The following is a 15,424-nucleotide window of genomic DNA, read 5'->3' on the forward strand; positions in this document are numbered from 1 at the left end:
AAAAAGCCCCCTTGGGAGGGGGCCTTCTCAACCCTTGCGGGTTAGCCGATGCTCACGCCGTGGGCTTCAGCCAGAGGCTTGAGGCCGCCGGCGAAACCTTGGCCGATCGCCTTGAATTTGAACTCTTCACCGTTGCGGTAGAGCTCACCGAAGATCATCGCGGTTTCGGTGGAAGCGTCTTCGCTCAGGTCGTAGCGAGCCAGTTCCTTGCCGTCAGCCTTGTTGACCACACGGATGTAGGCGTTCGATACCTGACCGAAGCTCTGCTTGCGTGCTTCGGCGTCGTGGATGGTTACCGAGAACACCAGTTTCTTCACAGCGGCCGCCAGGCCATTGAGCTTGACGGTGGCTTGCTCGTCATCACCTTCGCCAGCGCCCGAGCGGTTGTCGCCCATGTGCTCGACGGAACCGTCGGCGGAAGTTTTGTTGTTGTAGAAAATGAAGCCATTGTCGTCGAGCACTTTGCCGTTTTCACCAACGATGAAAATCGATGCGTCGAGGTCGAACTCGGTGCCGTCAGTGACACGAGGATCCCAACCCAGGCCGACGATCACTTCGGTCAGGCCAGGAGCTTCTTTGGACAGCGAGACGTTGCCACCTTTGGACAGACTTACAGCCATGTTCAGATTCCTTTTGCTGGGGTTGTTTAGAAGTTCATGCCGTAGTTGTTAGCCAGGGCGCGCAGGCCACCGGTGTAACCCTGACCAACGGCGCGGAATTTCCACTCGCCGTTGTTGCGATACAGCTCAGCGAAGACCATCGCCGTTTCAGTCGAAGCGTCTTCCGCCAGGTCGTAGCGAACCACTTCAGTGCTGGTCACGTCGTTGACGACACGGATGAACGAACCACCGACCTGACCGAAGCTCTGCTTGCGCGACTCGGCGTCGTGGATGGTCACGATGAACACGACCTTGTCCACGTCAGCCGGAATGCGGCTCAGGTCGACCTTGATCACTTCGTCGTCGCCGTCGCCAGCGCCTGTGCGGTTGTCGCCAGTGTGCTCGACCGAACCGTCCAGACTTTTCAGCTGGTTGTAGAAAATGAAGTCGGCTTCGCTGCGGACCTTGCCGTTCGCACCCAGCAGAAGAGCGCTCGCGTCCAGGTCAAACTCGGCGCCGTCAGTTGCACGCGGATCCCAGCCCAGACCCACCAGAATCTTGCTCAGGCTCGGGTCGGTTTTGGTCAGGGACAGGTTTGCACCCTTTTGAAGAGTCAGTGCCATGGGTATTACTCCTTGTGGTGAAGACGATTACTCATTGGTTTTCGACCGGTGCTTCTTCTTCCTTTCCGGGGAAGATCAAGCTGGCGACAACACCGATCGCCAATACAACCATTACGATCAGCAAACTGGTGTTCGCATCGATGGTGTAGCCGTGGTGGAACATGTGATCCGTTGCGTTCAAGCCGAGCTTGACCGCAATGAAGAACAGCAGCGCGATGACCGATTTTTCCAGGTGCACCAGGTAGCGTTTCAGAGCTTCAAGCACGAAGTACATGGTACGCAGACCCAGAATGGCGAAGAGCATGGCCGAGTACACGATCAGCGGCTCACGGCTCACGGCGATAACCGCCGGCACGGAGTCGAAGGCGAACAGTACGTCGGAGACTTCCGCCACCACCAGGCACAGGAACAGCGGCGTGGCAAAAATGGTGCCCTTCGCTGCCAGCGACATGCCCTGGTTCTCAGGTTTCTTCAGCTCTACTTCGAGTTGCTTGCGCGACACAAAGAAGTTGTGGCCGTACAGCTTTGGCCATACAGGGAAGAGTTTTTGCGCGAAGCGGTAAGCCATGTGCTTGGAATAGTCTTCCTCTTCCTCGTCATCACCGCCACTGCGCAACATCATGATGGCCGTCCAGGCGACGATCACCGCGAAGACGATTTCGACCCACGGGCCGAACGCCAGCAGACCGGTACCAATCGCAACGAAGATCCCGCGGAAGACGATCGCGCCGATGATGCCCCAGTACAAAACGCGGTGGCGCATGCCATCCGGCACTTTGAACCAGGCGAAAATCGCCATGAACACAAACAGGTTGTCGACGCTGAGGACTTTTTCCAGCGCATAACCGGTGACGAACAGACTGGCGACTTCCGGCCCGTGTTCGTAATACAGGAAACCTGCAAACGCCAGCGAGATTGCAATCCAGAAAATCGACCAGATCGAGGCTTTAGCCAGCGAAATGGGTTTGTCGCCACGGTGGGTGACCATGTCGAGCAGCAGCGCGCCCACCGCGATCCCGACGAACACCGCCATCGTCAGCGGGGGAAATCCAATGTGACTGTCCAAGGTCCAGCTCCTTAAAGTTCGAAATCAGCCGGGTTCAAACCCAGCTCAAGGCAAATCTGACGGCAAGCCGCTTTTTCTTTGTCATCGAAGTTGCCATCCGACGCGCCGATGGCGCAGGCGACACGTACCAGCAAACGACCTGCACCGGCATCGCCCTTGATCTTGCCGATCGTTTTCAGCGCTTCGGCCTGACCGATCTGATAATCGAACTCGAACTTTTCGCAGTGACCATTGAAGGACTTGATGACCTCGGTCATGTTGAAAACCTTCAATTCCGGCGAGTTGCTGATGAACCCGGCCATCTTGGTTTTCTCGGCAGAGGAAATCTCACCGTCTGCCGACGCAACGACGGCGCAGGCCGCTGTTATGGCATCCATGAACTTCTGGTTTTTGAACTTGCTGGCCTCAGTGGCCAGTTTGTCCCGTGCCATTGCAGCGTTTTCTTTAAGCCATGCAAACATTTTGAGGTCCTCTGAAAGGCGGGGCCCCAAGCCCCGCCTGGGTAACTATTTCGAGCCGGCACGCCAGCTCATGCCCCAACCGTAGGCTTTGTCCACCGCCGAATGCCCGCGGTGGAAATCCACCCGCCGGGAAACCTTGACGGCGCCGTTGACGTTTTCGAGCATGGCAATGGCACACATGCCATCGCGTCCGCCCTCTTCATTGAGGCGCACCTCGATTTCCGGCTGGTTCGGGATGTAGATGGTCACTACACCATCGGTCTCGCGCCAGTTCGGAGCCCCTTCGTAGATGAAGGCGAAGATCAGGATCCGTCGCACTTCAGCCCACTTGGTGCCGTTGATGTGCAGCCATTCGCCACCGGCCACGGAGCCGGTACGGTCGTCGCCCATCAGCTGGATGTAAGGGGCTTGGTTCAAGCTGCCGAAGCAGTTGCCAAGGGCTTGAACCACGCCCTTTTCACCGTCCTGCAACTCGTACAGGCAACCCACGTCCAGGTCGATCGAGGAGCTGCTTTTGAAGAAACCGCCGGAACTGCGCTTGTTCCAGTTCAGGTTGACCTTGATCTCGCCGAAACCGGCGGCGGTCTTCTCCAGGCTGATCGAGCTGCGCGTTTTGTCGAGAGTGACCTTGCTCAGGCTGATCGTCGACTTCGGCGCCGCCGGTGCAGGTGGCGGCACTGGCGCAGGGGTCGGAGCCGCTGCTGGAGCAGGAGCCGCCACGTCCACACCGAAATGCTTGGCCAGTGGCTCGAGCCCGCCGTTGAAACCCTGACCGACGCAGCGGAATTTCCACTCGCCCTGACGACGATAGAACTCGCCGAGGATCAACGCGGTTTCTTTCATGCCGCTGGTTGGGATCTGCGCTTCAACGTCACCCGACACCACCATCGACAACTGCGAGACGCGCTCAAAGCTGGCTTTGTTCTCGTAGATCGTGGCGGTCAGCGCGACCTTTTCCACGACCGGTTCGAGTCGGCTCAGATCAACGTTGAACACCGCGCGACCGGCCGAAGTATCCGACAACGTCACCGCACCGCCGAGCACACTCGGCTGACCGTAAAAGCACATGTCGCCATCGCCGCGAACCTTTGCCGTGGTTCCCAGAACGAAGGCCGAGACATCAATGTCGGCGCCGGCAATCGGCGAGTAATTGATGTCGACGCGAAGCGGGCCGCTGGCAACTGGCGCGTTGCCGCCCGGAGCGAGGGTCGCCATTAGCGCAGCGCCTGAGTGGCCAGGTTGATCAGGTCATCAGCGGTGCGGCCATGGGTGGTCTCGCCGATAGCGGTGAACTTCCAGCCATCGCTGTCACGCGACAGGCTGGCCATGACGATGCCGGTGTGAGCGCCACGTTCGGACAGGTTGAAACGGGCCAGTTCGCTCTTGTTACTGGCGTTGACGATGCGGCAGTAGGCGTTTTCAACTTTTTCGAAATTCTGCCCGGTGAAGCTGTTCACGGTGAACACCAGGTGCTGAACCACCGCAGGCAGGCGCTGCAGGTCAACATGGATGGTTTCGTCGTCGCCATCACCTTCGCCCGTGCGGTTGTCACCGGAGTGCTGGATCGAGCCGTCCTGGGATTTGAGCTGACGGAACCAGACCAGGTCCACAGGCTTCAGGCTGCCGTCGAGCAGGATGCACGAAGCATCGAGGTCGATCTCACCGCCATTGCCCATCAGTTTGCCGAGAAAACCGGCCTTTACCGGATCCCAACCCAGGCCGAGGCTGACGCTGGACAACGCAGTGCCGGCCGTTTTTTCCAGGGAAATGGACTGTTTTTTGCTCAGGGTAAGTGCCATCGTTACGCTCCTTGTTGGTCATCGGTGTTCATGGAGCGATCAGTTTTGCCCGCCCCATGCAGGTCGGTGTGCGCATCGCGCACGCCCGGATTACTTCCTTTGGTTGCCCGCAGACGTCCACGACGCCATGCCGGGTGAAAGTGCCGCCAGTGCGCATCTTCAGCAGCAGCCAGCAGCTCGTGATCACCGCGGGTATCGCCCCAGGCCCGAATGCGGAATTGCTGCAAATCGCCGTAAACCGCTTCCAGCCTGAGCACCTTGTTTTCGCACCGGCAGTTGTTGCCGGTAATGTGCCCGGTCAATACACCGTCAATCACTTCCAGCTCGGTGCCGATCAGCTTCACACCAAGACGGTCGGCGAAAGGCTGCAACACCAATGCAGGCGAAGCGGAACAGAGAGTCACCACGGCACCGGACTTGATCTCGGCAGCAATCGCCAGCAAGCCTGACGGGCGCATCAAGCGTGGCCAGGCCCGAACGCAATAACTCGCGGCTTGCTGCTGCAGCCACTCAAGCTTCACACCCACCAGAAACGTACGGATCAACTGTGCTTTGAGTTCGTCACGGCTCATTCGCCGCGCCACGAATCGCAGGCTGGGCAACGCCAGCTTCAGCAGGCGCCGATTGAACTCGCGCGCGCCGAAGGCAAACTTCAGAAACGGCACAAAGCTGTCGTTACGGGTCAGCGTGCCGTCGAAATCGAACACCGAAAGGACGGGCCGCGGCGGTGCGCCGGGCTTATCGGTCTGCTCTATCATCCCGCTACCTCCGCCAGACGAATCGAACTCTCGCCGACACCGACTTCCGCATGACGGATGCCGTGCCACTGCGCGCGTTCAAGAATTTTGACGGCCCACTTGTAATGGGTCGCCGGCTCGCACATCGCGTCGTTGTGCCGGAACACCGCCGGCGCCACATCGCTGACAATCAGCTTGGCGCTGTTGAAGTCCTCAAGGCTGACACGCAGCGTGTCCTGAATGATCTCGATCTGGCTTGGGTGAATCGCGGTCTTGCCGACCAGGCCATGAGCGATATCAGATTCCAGTTCCTCCCTGAGCAGGTGCGGCGACGCCAACTGCTCGAACACCGGCGCAGTCAATGCGAAACCTTGCGAGCCCATGACCCCCGCCAGCATCGGAATCACGTAACCCATCGGCGTGCTGTAGAGCGTGGTGGTCGGATTGCGCCGAAGACCGAGGCTGCCCATCAAGTCATTGCCGCCAATGCGCAAGGCGATGATGCGCTGATTCAGACTCGCCTTGAGCGCCTGCCCCAATTCGACCATGGCAGTTGGGTTGAAAACGTCCGCGGTCTCCAGCGTCGGCATCAGGAACAACGCAGGATTGGTCACGGCCTGTTCCCAGGCGCCGAGGTTGGCCGAGGTCAGTTTCGGGATGACGAAGCCATCGACGTGCGCCATCAGCGGCCAATCGTTGAGTACCGCTGCCATCTCCGAGTCGCGGGGCCGAACGAACAGCAACGGGCCGTCCTCTGGACGACCGCCGCGCTGATCGATGACTGTCAGCAAGCCATGCAGGTTGGACAGCGCGGTCGCGATATCGATGTCGGCGACCGCGTCTTCCAGGCACACCACCAGCGAGCGCAATTCCGGCAGTTTGTTGCGAAACACCACATCCAGCAGGTCCGCACGCGTGGCAGGCATGTACAGCGTGGCGCCGAGGGCATAGGGAGAAAGGGTTTTCATCAGCCCAGACTCCGAATGATGGTCACCGCACGATAAGGCCCCAACTGCGCACCCACCTCTTCCACCGGTACGCCGGCGGCTTCGGTCAGGTGCATCAGCAACTGCACATCGCTGTCGTTGCGGTTGCGGATCAGCACGTGGTGCGGAACCCGGCGCAATACCGCGCGCGTCGCTTCGGCGATGCCCGGCTTGACCCGGTTGAGGTTGGTGATCTCAAAACGTGTGGCCAACGACTCAACCACGTGGCTGGCCGCCCCCTGAAGTTCCGCACGCTGAGCATCGCTCCACGGCACGGCTTTGGCCACGACGCCCAAGGCTTTGCGCTGCACTTCGATCTGCTCGATGAACGCTTGCGTCACATCGTGCTCGCGCAGGTGGTCGTACACCACGCAGCCATGCAGTCCGCCGTTTTCCGGCCAGATCGAGCGCGAAACCAGACCGGAGACCGTGGCCCCCAGAATACCGGACGGGATCACCCAGTCTTCGGCAGACGCTGCCATCCAGGCGCGACCGCACGGGTCTGCCAGCACGACCAGTCGCGGCAGCGTGGGGAAACGCGGGTCATCGCCCAGGCTGCGCTGGATTTCGCCACAGATTGCGCCCTTGCCGGTCCAGCCATCGACAAAGATGATGTTCTCGGCGCCATGGCACTGGATGATGGCTTCCAGGGCAACGGTATCGATGCCCCGATCGCGGACGATGCTGATGCCGTAATGGTAGGTTTCGCGGCCCATCTCGATCAGTGCGCGACGCAACAGCACACCCAGCGGCAGGCCGGCGCGCACGAAGGACACCAGCACAATTGCAGGGCCCGCACAGGCTTCATGCAACCCCAGCGCCAGCGCTTGCACATCGGCGGCCATACGCTCGCCGTTCTGCGCCAGAACACGCTCGTAGAGTGCCTTGTGAATATCGCTGGGCGCGCTTTCCAGGCTGATCATTTCGGAATAGTGCTTCTGCTTCGTCTGAATCAGGCGCTCTTTTTCCTCGACGTCGGTCACGTCCATCTGCACGGCTTGCAGCAGAAAGTGGACGTCATCCGGCGCATAGCTCGCGCTGCCCACCGTCAGCAGTTGGGAGATGGCATTACTCATGAATCGACGCCTCTACTCGCTTGGCCAATTGGCTGCGCGTTGGCGTCACCCACCAATGGCACTCCTGCATGAAGGCCAGATCGGTGATGCTGTCGCCGAAGCCCAGCAGGGGGCGTTCGCCGTTGATTTCGCGGTCACGACGCAACCACTCCTGCACCGCCGCCTGTTTGGACAGGCCCTGAGGCAGGAAGGCCAGGTTGTTGCTGTTGCCATGAATGTGCATGCCTTCCAGCAACCCTTGCGCCTGAACTTCAGCCAACACGGCGTTGAGTACCTCGTCGCTGGACTCGTTGTGTTTGGTCACTACGTAGTGACGCAGCCCTTCCTCTTCGACAACCCAGCCACGCAAGGAAATGCCCAGTTGCTTGCCAATGGCGAGCGTCGCTTCGCTCAATTCCGGCAGACGCTTTTGGTAGTCGGCAAGCAGGTCGCTCATGCGTGCCTGCCAGGCCTGATCGAGCTTGCCGTCGGCGCCAAGAATCACGCCGCCGTGGGAACAGATGGCGCCCTGGCGGAATGGCAGGCGGACGCGGCTGAAAGCTTCAACACTGCGCGCGGTCACCGGCACTACGTCGGTGGTGGCGAGCAACCATTCGGTCATCGACTTCTGCACCGGGCTCATGTAACCGTTGGGCTGACCGTCGACGTCGAGGGTCGCCGTGTGGCGTGGCGTATCCGGCGACATCTTGCGTGCGGTCTGAAACAACGTGTCGTCGAGATCGACCAGCGCCAGCGGGCGATTACTTGGCATCGACGATCACCTGTGCGTTCAAGGTCTTCAGCAAGTCGGCTGAAACCGCCTGCGCCGGTGTTTCCGAGCAGATCAACACGCGGTCGAACTGGCCTGGGCGCACGTTGTAGAGAAAGTTGGCGATGCCCAGACCGTAGTTGTCGGCAAACGACAAGGCATGCCCGATCGCATGCCCCAGAGCGATGGGCGAGCGGCTGGTCGAGCTGAAATGCACATCGGCGCCAGCACGCTCCAGACGTTCGGCCAGCAGAAACGGACGCCAGACAAACTCGCTGGTGCCGACGACCAGAACCTTTTCACCCGGTTCTACGTGAAGCTCGGGCGCCAGGCTATCGGCGACACTGCGCACGCCCAGACGGCCCCAGTCGTTGTCGGCATTCACCGGCCAGTCACCGGCGGCGATGGTGCCCACTGCGGGCATGTCGGGCAAAGGCGCATCGGGGTCTTCGAAGAATTGGTACGAGCCCTGCAGCAGCGACACTTGATGCACGCGATCGCCCAGCGCATCACGCACCGCGCCGCCCGACCAATCGGTCAGCACGCAGGTCACGACCTGTTCGACTTTATCCAGACCGGCATCGACCAGAGCGCGATGCAGATTGATGAACGTCTTGCCCGTCGAGGCCTCGTCATCGACCAGCACCAGCGAGCGCGCATTGAGCATCTGCTCACGCACCTGCGCGTCAACCGGCAAGTGAATCAAGTGAGCGCTGGCGTGGCTGTGCTCTTCTTCGAAGCGGGTGAACAGTTCGGTCCCCGTCGGGTGACGGGTGCTGACCATATAGACCGTGTCAGGCCGCGTGGCGCTATACGCCCGGTGTACACCGGCACCGAGGCCGACAGCGGTTTCGGCCATGCCGATGACCAGGACCGGGCCTGGCAAGTCAGCCGGAATTTCTGCCGCCAGGCTTTCAAAACTGGCCGCCATCACCGACGGACGGACCGGAATATGCCGTCCGAGCACTTTGGACACGAACAGGAATGCCCGCTTCGGATTACGACGTTCGGCGAAGCCAAACAGTGATTCAGGGGCAATGACAGCATCATCAACGTTGACGTCGAGACGCCCGCGCATCAGTTGTGCGCTCAGCGCTTGCGTTGCTGCATTTGATTCCATTAACAGTTCCTGCCTTGGCACTGGACCAAACATCCAGTGCCTCTTCCGTAAGTTTCAATTCAAAGATGAATCAGAGATTTGTGGCTTCCACCCGCCACATAGATGCCTGTGCTTCGCGCGCGAGTTGCGCTGCGGTAAACGTCTGGCCCGACGCATTCTTTTTGCCGTCAACACGACAGGCGTCGAGGAAAGAAATCAGCAGCGATGCTTTCACCGCAAAATTCATGTTCTGTGCATCAGGTATGGATGAAGTGACGAGACCGATCACGGCCCCGGAAAAATCAAACAGCGGACTGCCGCTGGAGCCCGGCTGGATGGCTGCTGTGAACTGCAGCAGGCTGGCGTCGTTGTGCAAACCGAACAGCGCCGAAACGCCACCCTGAGTGACATGGACGCCGCCACCGGCAAAACCGGCCAGTGGAAAGCCCAGCGCGACAATGTCTTCGCCCAGATCGCAACCGAACCCGGACTTGAAGGCCACCGGCTTCAGCGCCGGAGAGTCGATCACCCGTAGCAGGGCGATGTCGTTACGCCGATCAACCACCACCGGATCGGCACGGTAGCGCCCGTCAAACGAGGCAATGTGGATCTCGCGCATGCCTTCAATGACGTGGGCGCAAGTCATTACATGGGTGGGGGACACGGCGAAAGCCGTACCGGTGGCGCTGCTCGCCGGACGACCGGATCCCGATGCATTGGGCCGGCCATTGGGGTGGGCTTCGTCGATCTCCAGACCGATACGACGGCCAAGCGCAGCGAGGCCGTAGGCAGAGCCTTCAGCCAGCGCGCGAAATTTCCATTGTTCATTTCGGCGGTAGAACTCGCCGATGATGATCGCGGATTCGCCATTTTCGCGAAGATCCAGCGCGTAATCGATCTGGCCATCGACCTGCAGGCGCAGGTTTTTCAGCTCGCTGACCGGGCCGGCAGCAGAAAAGGTGTAAACCACCAGAAGCACGCGATCGCTGCCCGCCGGAATGTCGTCCAGGTTCAGCTTGCAGCCGACTTTCTGCTGATCCTCGACCCATTCCATCCAGGCGCGGGGCGTCTGGAACAGGGCTGCATCACCTTTCGGGCGGCGTTTTTCATCAACCGGCAATATGGCAACCGCGGCATACTCCCCGAAAGCTGAAGAGTTTCCACATTCCAGAGTCCATTCACTCCGGGCGCTTGATACTGCGGTGTTTGCGCCAGGCGCTAGCACCATCATTCCTTGAAAACTCCTTTCATTGCTTCCTGCATTGGTTTGGGCCGGTCGACGCAAACGCGCAAATGGTAGCAGACTTCATATGTCGAATTAATATCAGGGTGAAGCGACCGCCGCGACGGTAATGCCTTTGACCCGCACGTTTGGCCGCCAGACGCCCTGCGGCTCAGGCAAGCCCAGGCGACGAGTGGCAAAAATCCCCGGCAGGTTCAAACCGGTCGCCCGGGTGTAGCCGATACCGCCGGAATAGCGCGCGTTGATTTCCAGCAAATGCGGTTTACCGTCCGCATCGTCACGGGTCTGCACGTTGACAATGCCGTCGCACCTGAAGTGCTCGGCGGCCTTCAGAGCCAGCTCGATAGCAGCGCCTTCACGCTCACAGAGCTGATGCAGGCCCTTTTTACGACGACCAACGAACGCGATCGGGCGCCCGGCTTCACACACCATGTCCACCGAACACTCGCTGCCGGCCATGTAGGGCATTACCAACATCGGTGGCGGCGGCGTTACTGCCGAACGATAGCCGTGCATATAGATGTCGAAATTCACTTCACGTACATCAGGGTTGGCGAAGCAGCGGAAAGGATCGGCACTTTCCTTGAACCGCCAGAAACCCTGGCCGTAAATGCCCACGGCAGGTTTCACGCAGACTTCACCCGAGGCACTGAGCGTGCGGTAGGCCGCCAGCAACTCTTCGGCATTCGATGCGGTGATGGCCGGCACGCAAGCCAGGCCGACGCGTTCTGCTTCAGCCGTGAAGCGGCTCTTGTCATCGACCAGGTCAAACGTGTCCAGTGAAAGTGCACCGGTGACCAACACCAGGCCCGCGCGCTCGAAACGCTCACGAGCATGCTCGAATTCCCGACCCACGCGGCCCGCCAGGACCACTTTGATTTGCTCAGCCTGAGCAGTTGCAATGACCCAATCGATGCGTTCCTGATTGTCCGCAGGCTCGACAAGGCCGACATCCGCGACCGAAGTGATTTCGGGACGATCCTGTCGATGCGAGGCAAAAATTTTCACGTCGGCAGGCAACGCCTCGCGCGCACCGAGAATGATGTCCCGTTGACTGGACTGCCCTTCGAGAAACCAGATCACTATTTTTACCCTTCCTTTTAGATGCGCCGAAAGCCGCGGAACACATGAACAATTCGCCGACTTCCACTGATGGAGCGGACAGTACCGACTTGCGGTGCAAACTCAAAGGGAACGTTGCAAATGGTTCTGGATTGCCAGATGACCCGCTCTCCTGCCGAGGAAACTATCGAGTCGCAACAATGAACAACCGCGGGAATGGCAACAGCACCGAACCATCTGCCAACGGCGGATAGGCTTTTTCGACCTGCGCCAGATACTCCTGCAGAAACTGAGCCCGTTCGGCTTCGCTCAGCGGATCGAGAAAGGGGATCAAGCCACTGCCCTTGAACCACTCCACCACCCCTGCCGCCCCGTCGGGCAACTGATGGTGATACGTCGTACGCCACACATCGACTCGCGCGCAGTGCGGCCGCAGCATGGAAAAATATTCGCCGGGACTTGCCATGTCGGTGCGCTGACCGGCGGCGCCGGCCAGCTTGCCGGCCCACGGGCCATTGGCAGCGACTTCGCGCATCAGACGATGGGATGGTTCGTTGAGGTTGTCCGGCATCTGGATCGCCAGACTGCCACCGGGCGATAACTTGCCTGCCAGCGCCGGCAGTAAGGCCACGTGATCCGGCACCCACTGCAACACAGCGTTGGCGAAGATCACATCGAACGGGCCTTGGTTGGCCCATTGATCAATTTCGGCGACATCAAACTGCAATTTCGGCAGGCGCTTGCGCGCGGCGGCGATCATGTCCGCCGAACTGTCGAGCCCTCTGACGGTGGCCTGGGCAAAACGCTGCACCAGTAGCTCCGTGGAATTACCGGGCCCGCAACCGATATCCACGACTGATCGAGCCTCCGCCGAAGGAATGGCGGCCAGCAGATCGCGCGCGGGACGCGTGCGTTCATCTTCAAATGCAACGTATTGCTGGGCGGACCAACTCATTGCGCTCTCCTGTCAGGGAACCTTGCAGCGGTTGATCACAATACAGGCTGGATCACGATCTGCTCCAGAGCGACTCATTTCAAAGCATGTCTGCGTACGCTGTTTTTTATCGCCAATTGGCAGGATTGACGCCTTTTCTCGACCGCCCGTCGAGCCGATTAAAAGCGATTTTGACAGCAAACCAATCCTGCCTATAGTCAAGTGGCGGCAGTCGGAAGGAACCCGATTCTTACGTTTTCGTGCAGGGAGCACGGCCTCCTCATACCTCGTGACCGGTGGGTTCCCCCCAGTAGTGTGCTCGCAGAAGCCATACGGCAAGCAAGCGTCGTCGTGCCTGGATTACAGCCCGACGTTCACTATGAAAAAGGAGCGTTACCATGTCTCGAGTTACGGATATTCTGGTCTCCATCGACACCGAAACCATTTTGAAAAAATATCCAAACATCAGCAAAGATCCAAAGAATCCCACGCTGATCGACTGGCATCATGTGTACATGGTCACCAACCAGGACAACGTCGTCAGTGGCCAGGCTGGTGGCGAACTGGATCTGAAGGCTCAGGTTGGCGACCTGATCCGCTGGCGCGAAACCAGTCTGTCGCAGAGCTTCGAGCAGGCTGTGATTTTCTACAAGTTCATCGGTAATGCCGGTGCCGACCTGATCTCACCACCTTCGCCACGCAAGGCTACCGCCTGTGTTGCAGTGCCCAACCGCGAAAACCCATCCGTACCCAGCTGCCAGAAAGTCGATAACCATTACTGGTCATCGGAGACCCTGGACTGCGGCCGCGTGACCTATCACTTCCACTTCCTGATCGTCGATCGCAACTGTCAGATCATCGGCTGCTGCTCATGGGATCCGTTCATCTCCATCCATAACTGATGATGTTTCGGGCCCCTCGGCGACGAGGGGCTCACCGACCCGTTGCCGCCCCGGCCGGAACAGGATGTCTTGCCTTGACCGTAGCGGCTGCTGTCTTGTGCCAACATCATGAAAGGAATCCATGATGACTTCCGAACCGATCCCATCCCCTTCATCCAGCGTCACCGAGGCCTACAACGTGTTGCTGGTTGTCGACGCCGAATCAGTGCTCTCGCGCTATCCACAGCCAAGCCAGGACGCGGCAGCACCCACCAGCATTAGCGATGGCCTGATCTTTTTCACCCTGGGAAATATCTCGAAAGAAATAGTTATAAATGACAGCAAACTGACATTACCTGTCGAGGTCGGTCGCAACATTCATTTACGTGGCAGGTCGATCAGCCTGATCGCCGAACACAGCGTCGTGATCTATCGCCTGACCGTGACGCAGAATGGCGCCCTCTCAGCCCCCCACCTGGAAGTCCACCCCGACCTCACCGTGCCCGCCCCCAACCCCGAAAACCCGACAGTACCGGCCAGTCGCAAGGCCGATGACCACTTCTGGGTTTGCACGGCGAAGGCCGCCGGGGTCACACAGTGCGAGTTGAGTTTTATGTTGGTGAATCAACAGTGTGAGGCTGTGGGGTATTTCAGCTGGCAGACTAAAGTCGAGATCAAGCCCTAGGATACTCAGGATCGAACCGGTCAACAGGCCGGTTTTTCATGGACAAACCCGATGCCAGTCGAATTTTCACAACGCCGTCAGTGTCTGAATTTCAGACGCCCCCAATAAGGAATACGGCTATGAAATTCGCGAAGATTTCCCAGAAACTCGCTCTATGGGCCGGTAGCCCGAAGACGTTCATGGGGGCGTTGATCCTGATCGGGTTGTGGGGGTTGAGCGGGCCGATTTTTCATTTCAATGACACTTGGCAACTGATCATCAATACCTCAACGACCATCATCACTTTTCTGATGGTGTTCCTGATCCAGAACACGCAGAACCGCGACACCGACATCCTGCATCTGAAGATCGATGAACTGCTGCTGGTGACCAAAGAGGCACAGAACGCGATGCTGGGGCTGGAGGCGCTGGATCTCAAGCAACTAGAGGCGCTACGCAGGCATTACCGCTCGTTGGGCGAGGGAGAGGTTTTCAACCTTGAGGGGCTGGGTGAGAAGAGCAAGCCGAAACAGGATTTGAATGAGTGCTAGTCATACGGTCATTGGTGGCGAGGGAGCTTGCTTGCGCTGGTGGGCGAAGCGGCCCTGTATTTAGGGGCTGCTTCGCAGCCGACGGGATAAATCCCCTCGCCACAAAATCCCCTCGCCACAGGGGATATCAGGGCTACTGGAATTTAGCGGCTGGCCTGTAAGGCCCGGGCCATTTGCAGGTGGTTCTGCAGTTTCGGCAGGGTTTCGTCGGCGAAGGCTTTGATCTCCGGTACGTCGGTGGTCTGCGCTTCCTGCTCGATCTGCTGGATCGCCTCTTCAGTGGCTTTGACCTGACTAGCGGCGTAGGCCTGATCAAAAGTCGCGCCGTCCTTCACCTCCGGTATCAGCTCTTTGGCCTTATCGGCCATTTCTTCACGGGGGGCGACCGGCAAATCGAGCTTTTTGGCGATCTTCGCCAAATGCTGGTTGGCCGTGGTGCGGTCGTTGATGACGACAATGGTGTAGTCCTTGACCTCTTTCGATTCGGTCTTACCGTGCGCCAGGCGGCTGGCTTCGATATCGGCCATACCTTTGGCCGAAGCATCATTGATGAACTCGGCAGGCGACTGGGCAAAGGCGCTGCTGGCACACAGGCCCAACAGCGATGCAAAACTGGCGTTGCGTATACGGGTGGCCATCCGGCTCATGGTCGCGCCCTCCTTCTTGCTAAATTCAAGCGGGAGCTTACGCCCCCGCCTCTCAATCAAAACAACCTTCACCGACTACTTCGATTTCTGAGCGGGCTTGCGGCCCATATCTGTTTTCGCAGGCTCTTTATCAACCGTCGTGGTGGTCGTTTTCCCACCTTTGCGACCGGCTTCAGAGGCCTTCGTTCGATCGTTGGCGAAGTTTCCCGAGTTCGAGTTTCTTGAGTTAGGCATGATTCTCTACCTCT

Annotated in this window: 19 protein-coding genes; 3 read left to right on the forward strand and 16 right to left on the reverse strand. The window is 59.1% G+C overall.

The genetic code is table 11. The features are described from left to right. Positions 1-41: 41 nt before the first annotated feature. The 14 genes from JFT81_RS12865 to tam form a co-directional block, all read right to left on the reverse strand. Complete coding sequence (locus JFT81_RS12865) at positions 42-620, reverse strand: TerD family protein (RefSeq protein ID WP_201201443.1); 579 nt, start codon at positions 618-620, stop codon at positions 42-44. Positions 621-646: 26 nt separating this feature from the next. Beyond that, complete coding sequence (locus JFT81_RS12870; RefSeq protein WP_201201442.1) at positions 647-1,222, reverse strand: TerD family protein; 576 nt, start codon at positions 1,220-1,222, stop codon at positions 647-649. Positions 1,223-1,253: 31 nt separating this feature from the next. Beyond that, on the reverse strand, positions 1,254-2,255 hold the full coding sequence (locus tag JFT81_RS12875) for a TerC/Alx family metal homeostasis membrane protein (RefSeq protein ID WP_201201441.1): 1,002 nt from the start codon (positions 2,253-2,255) through the stop codon (positions 1,254-1,256). Between the two features lie 44 nt (positions 2,256-2,299). Then, complete coding sequence (locus JFT81_RS12880) at positions 2,300-2,749, reverse strand: tellurite resistance TerB family protein (protein WP_201227599.1); 450 nt, start codon at positions 2,747-2,749, stop codon at positions 2,300-2,302. A gap of 45 nt (positions 2,750-2,794) precedes the next feature. Continuing rightward, entirely contained in the window at positions 2,795-3,964 is a 1,170-nt protein-coding gene (locus JFT81_RS12885) for a TerD family protein (RefSeq protein WP_201227600.1), read from the reverse strand. Continuing rightward, positions 3,964-4,548, reverse strand: coding sequence for a TerD family protein (locus tag JFT81_RS12890; protein WP_201201433.1), 585 nt, complete (start codon positions 4,546-4,548; stop codon positions 3,964-3,966). Before JFT81_RS12890 ends, JFT81_RS12885 begins: the two co-directional genes overlap by 1 nt. 2 nt (positions 4,549-4,550) lie before the next feature. Then, positions 4,551-5,306, reverse strand: coding sequence for an HAD-IB family hydrolase (locus JFT81_RS12895; RefSeq protein WP_201227601.1), 756 nt, complete (start codon positions 5,304-5,306; stop codon positions 4,551-4,553). Continuing rightward, the gene (locus JFT81_RS12900) at positions 5,303-6,253 is read right to left on the reverse strand and encodes an HpcH/HpaI aldolase/citrate lyase family protein (RefSeq protein ID WP_201227602.1); all 951 of its coding nucleotides are present in this window, start codon (positions 6,251-6,253) and stop codon (positions 5,303-5,305) included. Before JFT81_RS12900 ends, JFT81_RS12895 begins: the two co-directional genes overlap by 4 nt. Continuing rightward, entirely contained in the window at positions 6,253-7,347 is a 1,095-nt protein-coding gene (locus JFT81_RS12905; RefSeq protein ID WP_201227603.1) for a cysteine protease StiP family protein, read from the reverse strand. The genes JFT81_RS12900 and JFT81_RS12905 overlap by 1 nt, the downstream gene beginning before the upstream one ends. Continuing rightward, on the reverse strand, positions 7,340-8,098 hold the full coding sequence (locus JFT81_RS12910) for a trehalose phosphatase (protein WP_201201429.1): 759 nt from the start codon (positions 8,096-8,098) through the stop codon (positions 7,340-7,342). Before JFT81_RS12910 ends, JFT81_RS12905 begins: the two co-directional genes overlap by 8 nt. Next, positions 8,088-9,215 carry a phosphoribosyltransferase domain-containing protein gene (locus tag JFT81_RS12915; protein ID WP_201201427.1) on the reverse strand — a complete coding sequence of 376 codons (1,128 nt, stop codon included), beginning with the start codon at positions 9,213-9,215 and terminating at the stop codon, positions 8,088-8,090. Before JFT81_RS12915 ends, JFT81_RS12910 begins: the two co-directional genes overlap by 11 nt. Positions 9,216-9,285: 70 nt before the next feature. Continuing rightward, positions 9,286-10,425, reverse strand: a complete 1,140-nt coding sequence (locus tag JFT81_RS12920) for a trypsin-like peptidase domain-containing protein (RefSeq protein WP_201205163.1) — start codon at positions 10,423-10,425, stop codon at positions 9,286-9,288. 93 nt (positions 10,426-10,518) lie between these two features. Next, positions 10,519-11,520, reverse strand: a complete 1,002-nt coding sequence (locus JFT81_RS12925; RefSeq protein WP_201201426.1) for an ATP-grasp domain-containing protein — start codon at positions 11,518-11,520, stop codon at positions 10,519-10,521. 163 nt (positions 11,521-11,683) lie between these two features. Next, entirely contained in the window at positions 11,684-12,454 is a 771-nt protein-coding gene (gene tam, locus JFT81_RS12930; protein ID WP_201227604.1) for a trans-aconitate 2-methyltransferase, read from the reverse strand. 377 nt (positions 12,455-12,831) lie between these two features. On the opposite strand from tam, the gene JFT81_RS12935 reads away from it, so the two are divergent. The 3 genes from JFT81_RS12935 to JFT81_RS12945 all read left to right on the forward strand — a co-directional run bounded on the left by JFT81_RS12935 (position 12,832) and on the right by JFT81_RS12945 (position 14,529). Then, on the forward strand, positions 12,832-13,335 hold the full coding sequence (locus JFT81_RS12935) for an inclusion body family protein (protein WP_008076892.1): 504 nt from the start codon (positions 12,832-12,834) through the stop codon (positions 13,333-13,335). Positions 13,336-13,459: 124 nt separating this feature from the next. Then, positions 13,460-13,999, forward strand: coding sequence for an AidA/PixA family protein (locus JFT81_RS12940; RefSeq protein ID WP_201227605.1), 540 nt, complete (start codon positions 13,460-13,462; stop codon positions 13,997-13,999). A 119-nt stretch (positions 14,000-14,118) separates the two neighbouring features. Then, positions 14,119-14,529, forward strand: coding sequence for a low affinity iron permease family protein (locus JFT81_RS12945; protein ID WP_201201422.1), 411 nt, complete (start codon positions 14,119-14,121; stop codon positions 14,527-14,529). Positions 14,530-14,672: 143 nt separating this feature from the next. Here JFT81_RS12945 and JFT81_RS12950 read toward each other — a convergent pair whose 3' ends face one another. Further along, positions 14,673-15,176 (reverse strand): DUF4142 domain-containing protein, encoded by a 504-nt coding sequence (locus tag JFT81_RS12950; RefSeq protein ID WP_201227606.1) that lies wholly within the window; start codon positions 15,174-15,176, stop codon positions 14,673-14,675. Between the two features lie 75 nt (positions 15,177-15,251). Next, positions 15,252-15,410 (reverse strand): KGG domain-containing protein, encoded by a 159-nt coding sequence (locus tag JFT81_RS12955; protein WP_081500477.1) that lies wholly within the window; start codon positions 15,408-15,410, stop codon positions 15,252-15,254. Between the last annotated feature and the right edge of the window lie 14 nt (positions 15,411-15,424).

Source organism: Pseudomonas sp. TH43, from assembly GCF_016650635.1.
GTDB lineage: Bacteria > Pseudomonadota > Gammaproteobacteria > Pseudomonadales > Pseudomonadaceae > Aquipseudomonas.

Excerpts from the sequence above, each read along its gene's own strand:
- JFT81_RS12865 (WP_201201443.1), bottom strand. The coding sequence starts at position 620 with ATGGCTGTAAGTCTGTCCAAAGGTGGCAACGTCTCGCTGTCCAAAGAA.
- JFT81_RS12870 (WP_201201442.1), bottom strand. The coding sequence starts at position 1,222 with ATGGCACTGACTCTTCAAAAGGGTGCAAACCTGTCCCTGACCAAAACC.
- JFT81_RS12875 (WP_201201441.1), bottom strand. The coding sequence starts at position 2,255 with ATGGCGGTGTTCGTCGGGATCGCGGTGGGCGCGCTGCTGCTCGACATG.
- JFT81_RS12880 (WP_201227599.1), bottom strand. The coding sequence starts at position 2,749 with ATGTTTGCATGGCTTAAAGAAAACGCTGCAATGGCACGGGACAAACTG.
- JFT81_RS12885 (WP_201227600.1), bottom strand. The coding sequence starts at position 3,964 with ATGGCGACCCTCGCTCCGGGCGGCAACGCGCCAGTTGCCAGCGGCCCG.
- JFT81_RS12890 (WP_201201433.1), bottom strand. The coding sequence starts at position 4,548 with ATGGCACTTACCCTGAGCAAAAAACAGTCCATTTCCCTGGAAAAAACG.
- JFT81_RS12895 (WP_201227601.1), bottom strand. The coding sequence starts at position 5,306 with ATGATAGAGCAGACCGATAAGCCCGGCGCACCGCCGCGGCCCGTCCTT.
- JFT81_RS12900 (WP_201227602.1), bottom strand. The coding sequence starts at position 6,253 with ATGAAAACCCTTTCTCCCTATGCCCTCGGCGCCACGCTGTACATGCCT.
- JFT81_RS12905 (WP_201227603.1), bottom strand. The coding sequence starts at position 7,347 with ATGAGTAATGCCATCTCCCAACTGCTGACGGTGGGCAGCGCGAGCTAT.
- JFT81_RS12910 (WP_201201429.1), bottom strand. The coding sequence starts at position 8,098 with ATGCCAAGTAATCGCCCGCTGGCGCTGGTCGATCTCGACGACACGTTG.
- JFT81_RS12915 (WP_201201427.1), bottom strand. The coding sequence starts at position 9,215 with ATGGAATCAAATGCAGCAACGCAAGCGCTGAGCGCACAACTGATGCGC.
- JFT81_RS12920 (WP_201205163.1), bottom strand. The coding sequence starts at position 10,425 with ATGATGGTGCTAGCGCCTGGCGCAAACACCGCAGTATCAAGCGCCCGG.
- tam (WP_201227604.1), bottom strand. The coding sequence starts at position 12,454 with ATGAGTTGGTCCGCCCAGCAATACGTTGCATTTGAAGATGAACGCACG.
- JFT81_RS12935 (WP_008076892.1), top strand. The coding sequence starts at position 12,832 with ATGTCTCGAGTTACGGATATTCTGGTCTCCATCGACACCGAAACCATT.
- JFT81_RS12940 (WP_201227605.1), top strand. The coding sequence starts at position 13,460 with ATGACTTCCGAACCGATCCCATCCCCTTCATCCAGCGTCACCGAGGCC.
- JFT81_RS12945 (WP_201201422.1), top strand. The coding sequence starts at position 14,119 with ATGAAATTCGCGAAGATTTCCCAGAAACTCGCTCTATGGGCCGGTAGC.
- JFT81_RS12950 (WP_201227606.1), bottom strand. The coding sequence starts at position 15,176 with ATGAGCCGGATGGCCACCCGTATACGCAACGCCAGTTTTGCATCGCTG.
- JFT81_RS12955 (WP_081500477.1), bottom strand. The coding sequence starts at position 15,410 with ATGCCTAACTCAAGAAACTCGAACTCGGGAAACTTCGCCAACGATCGA.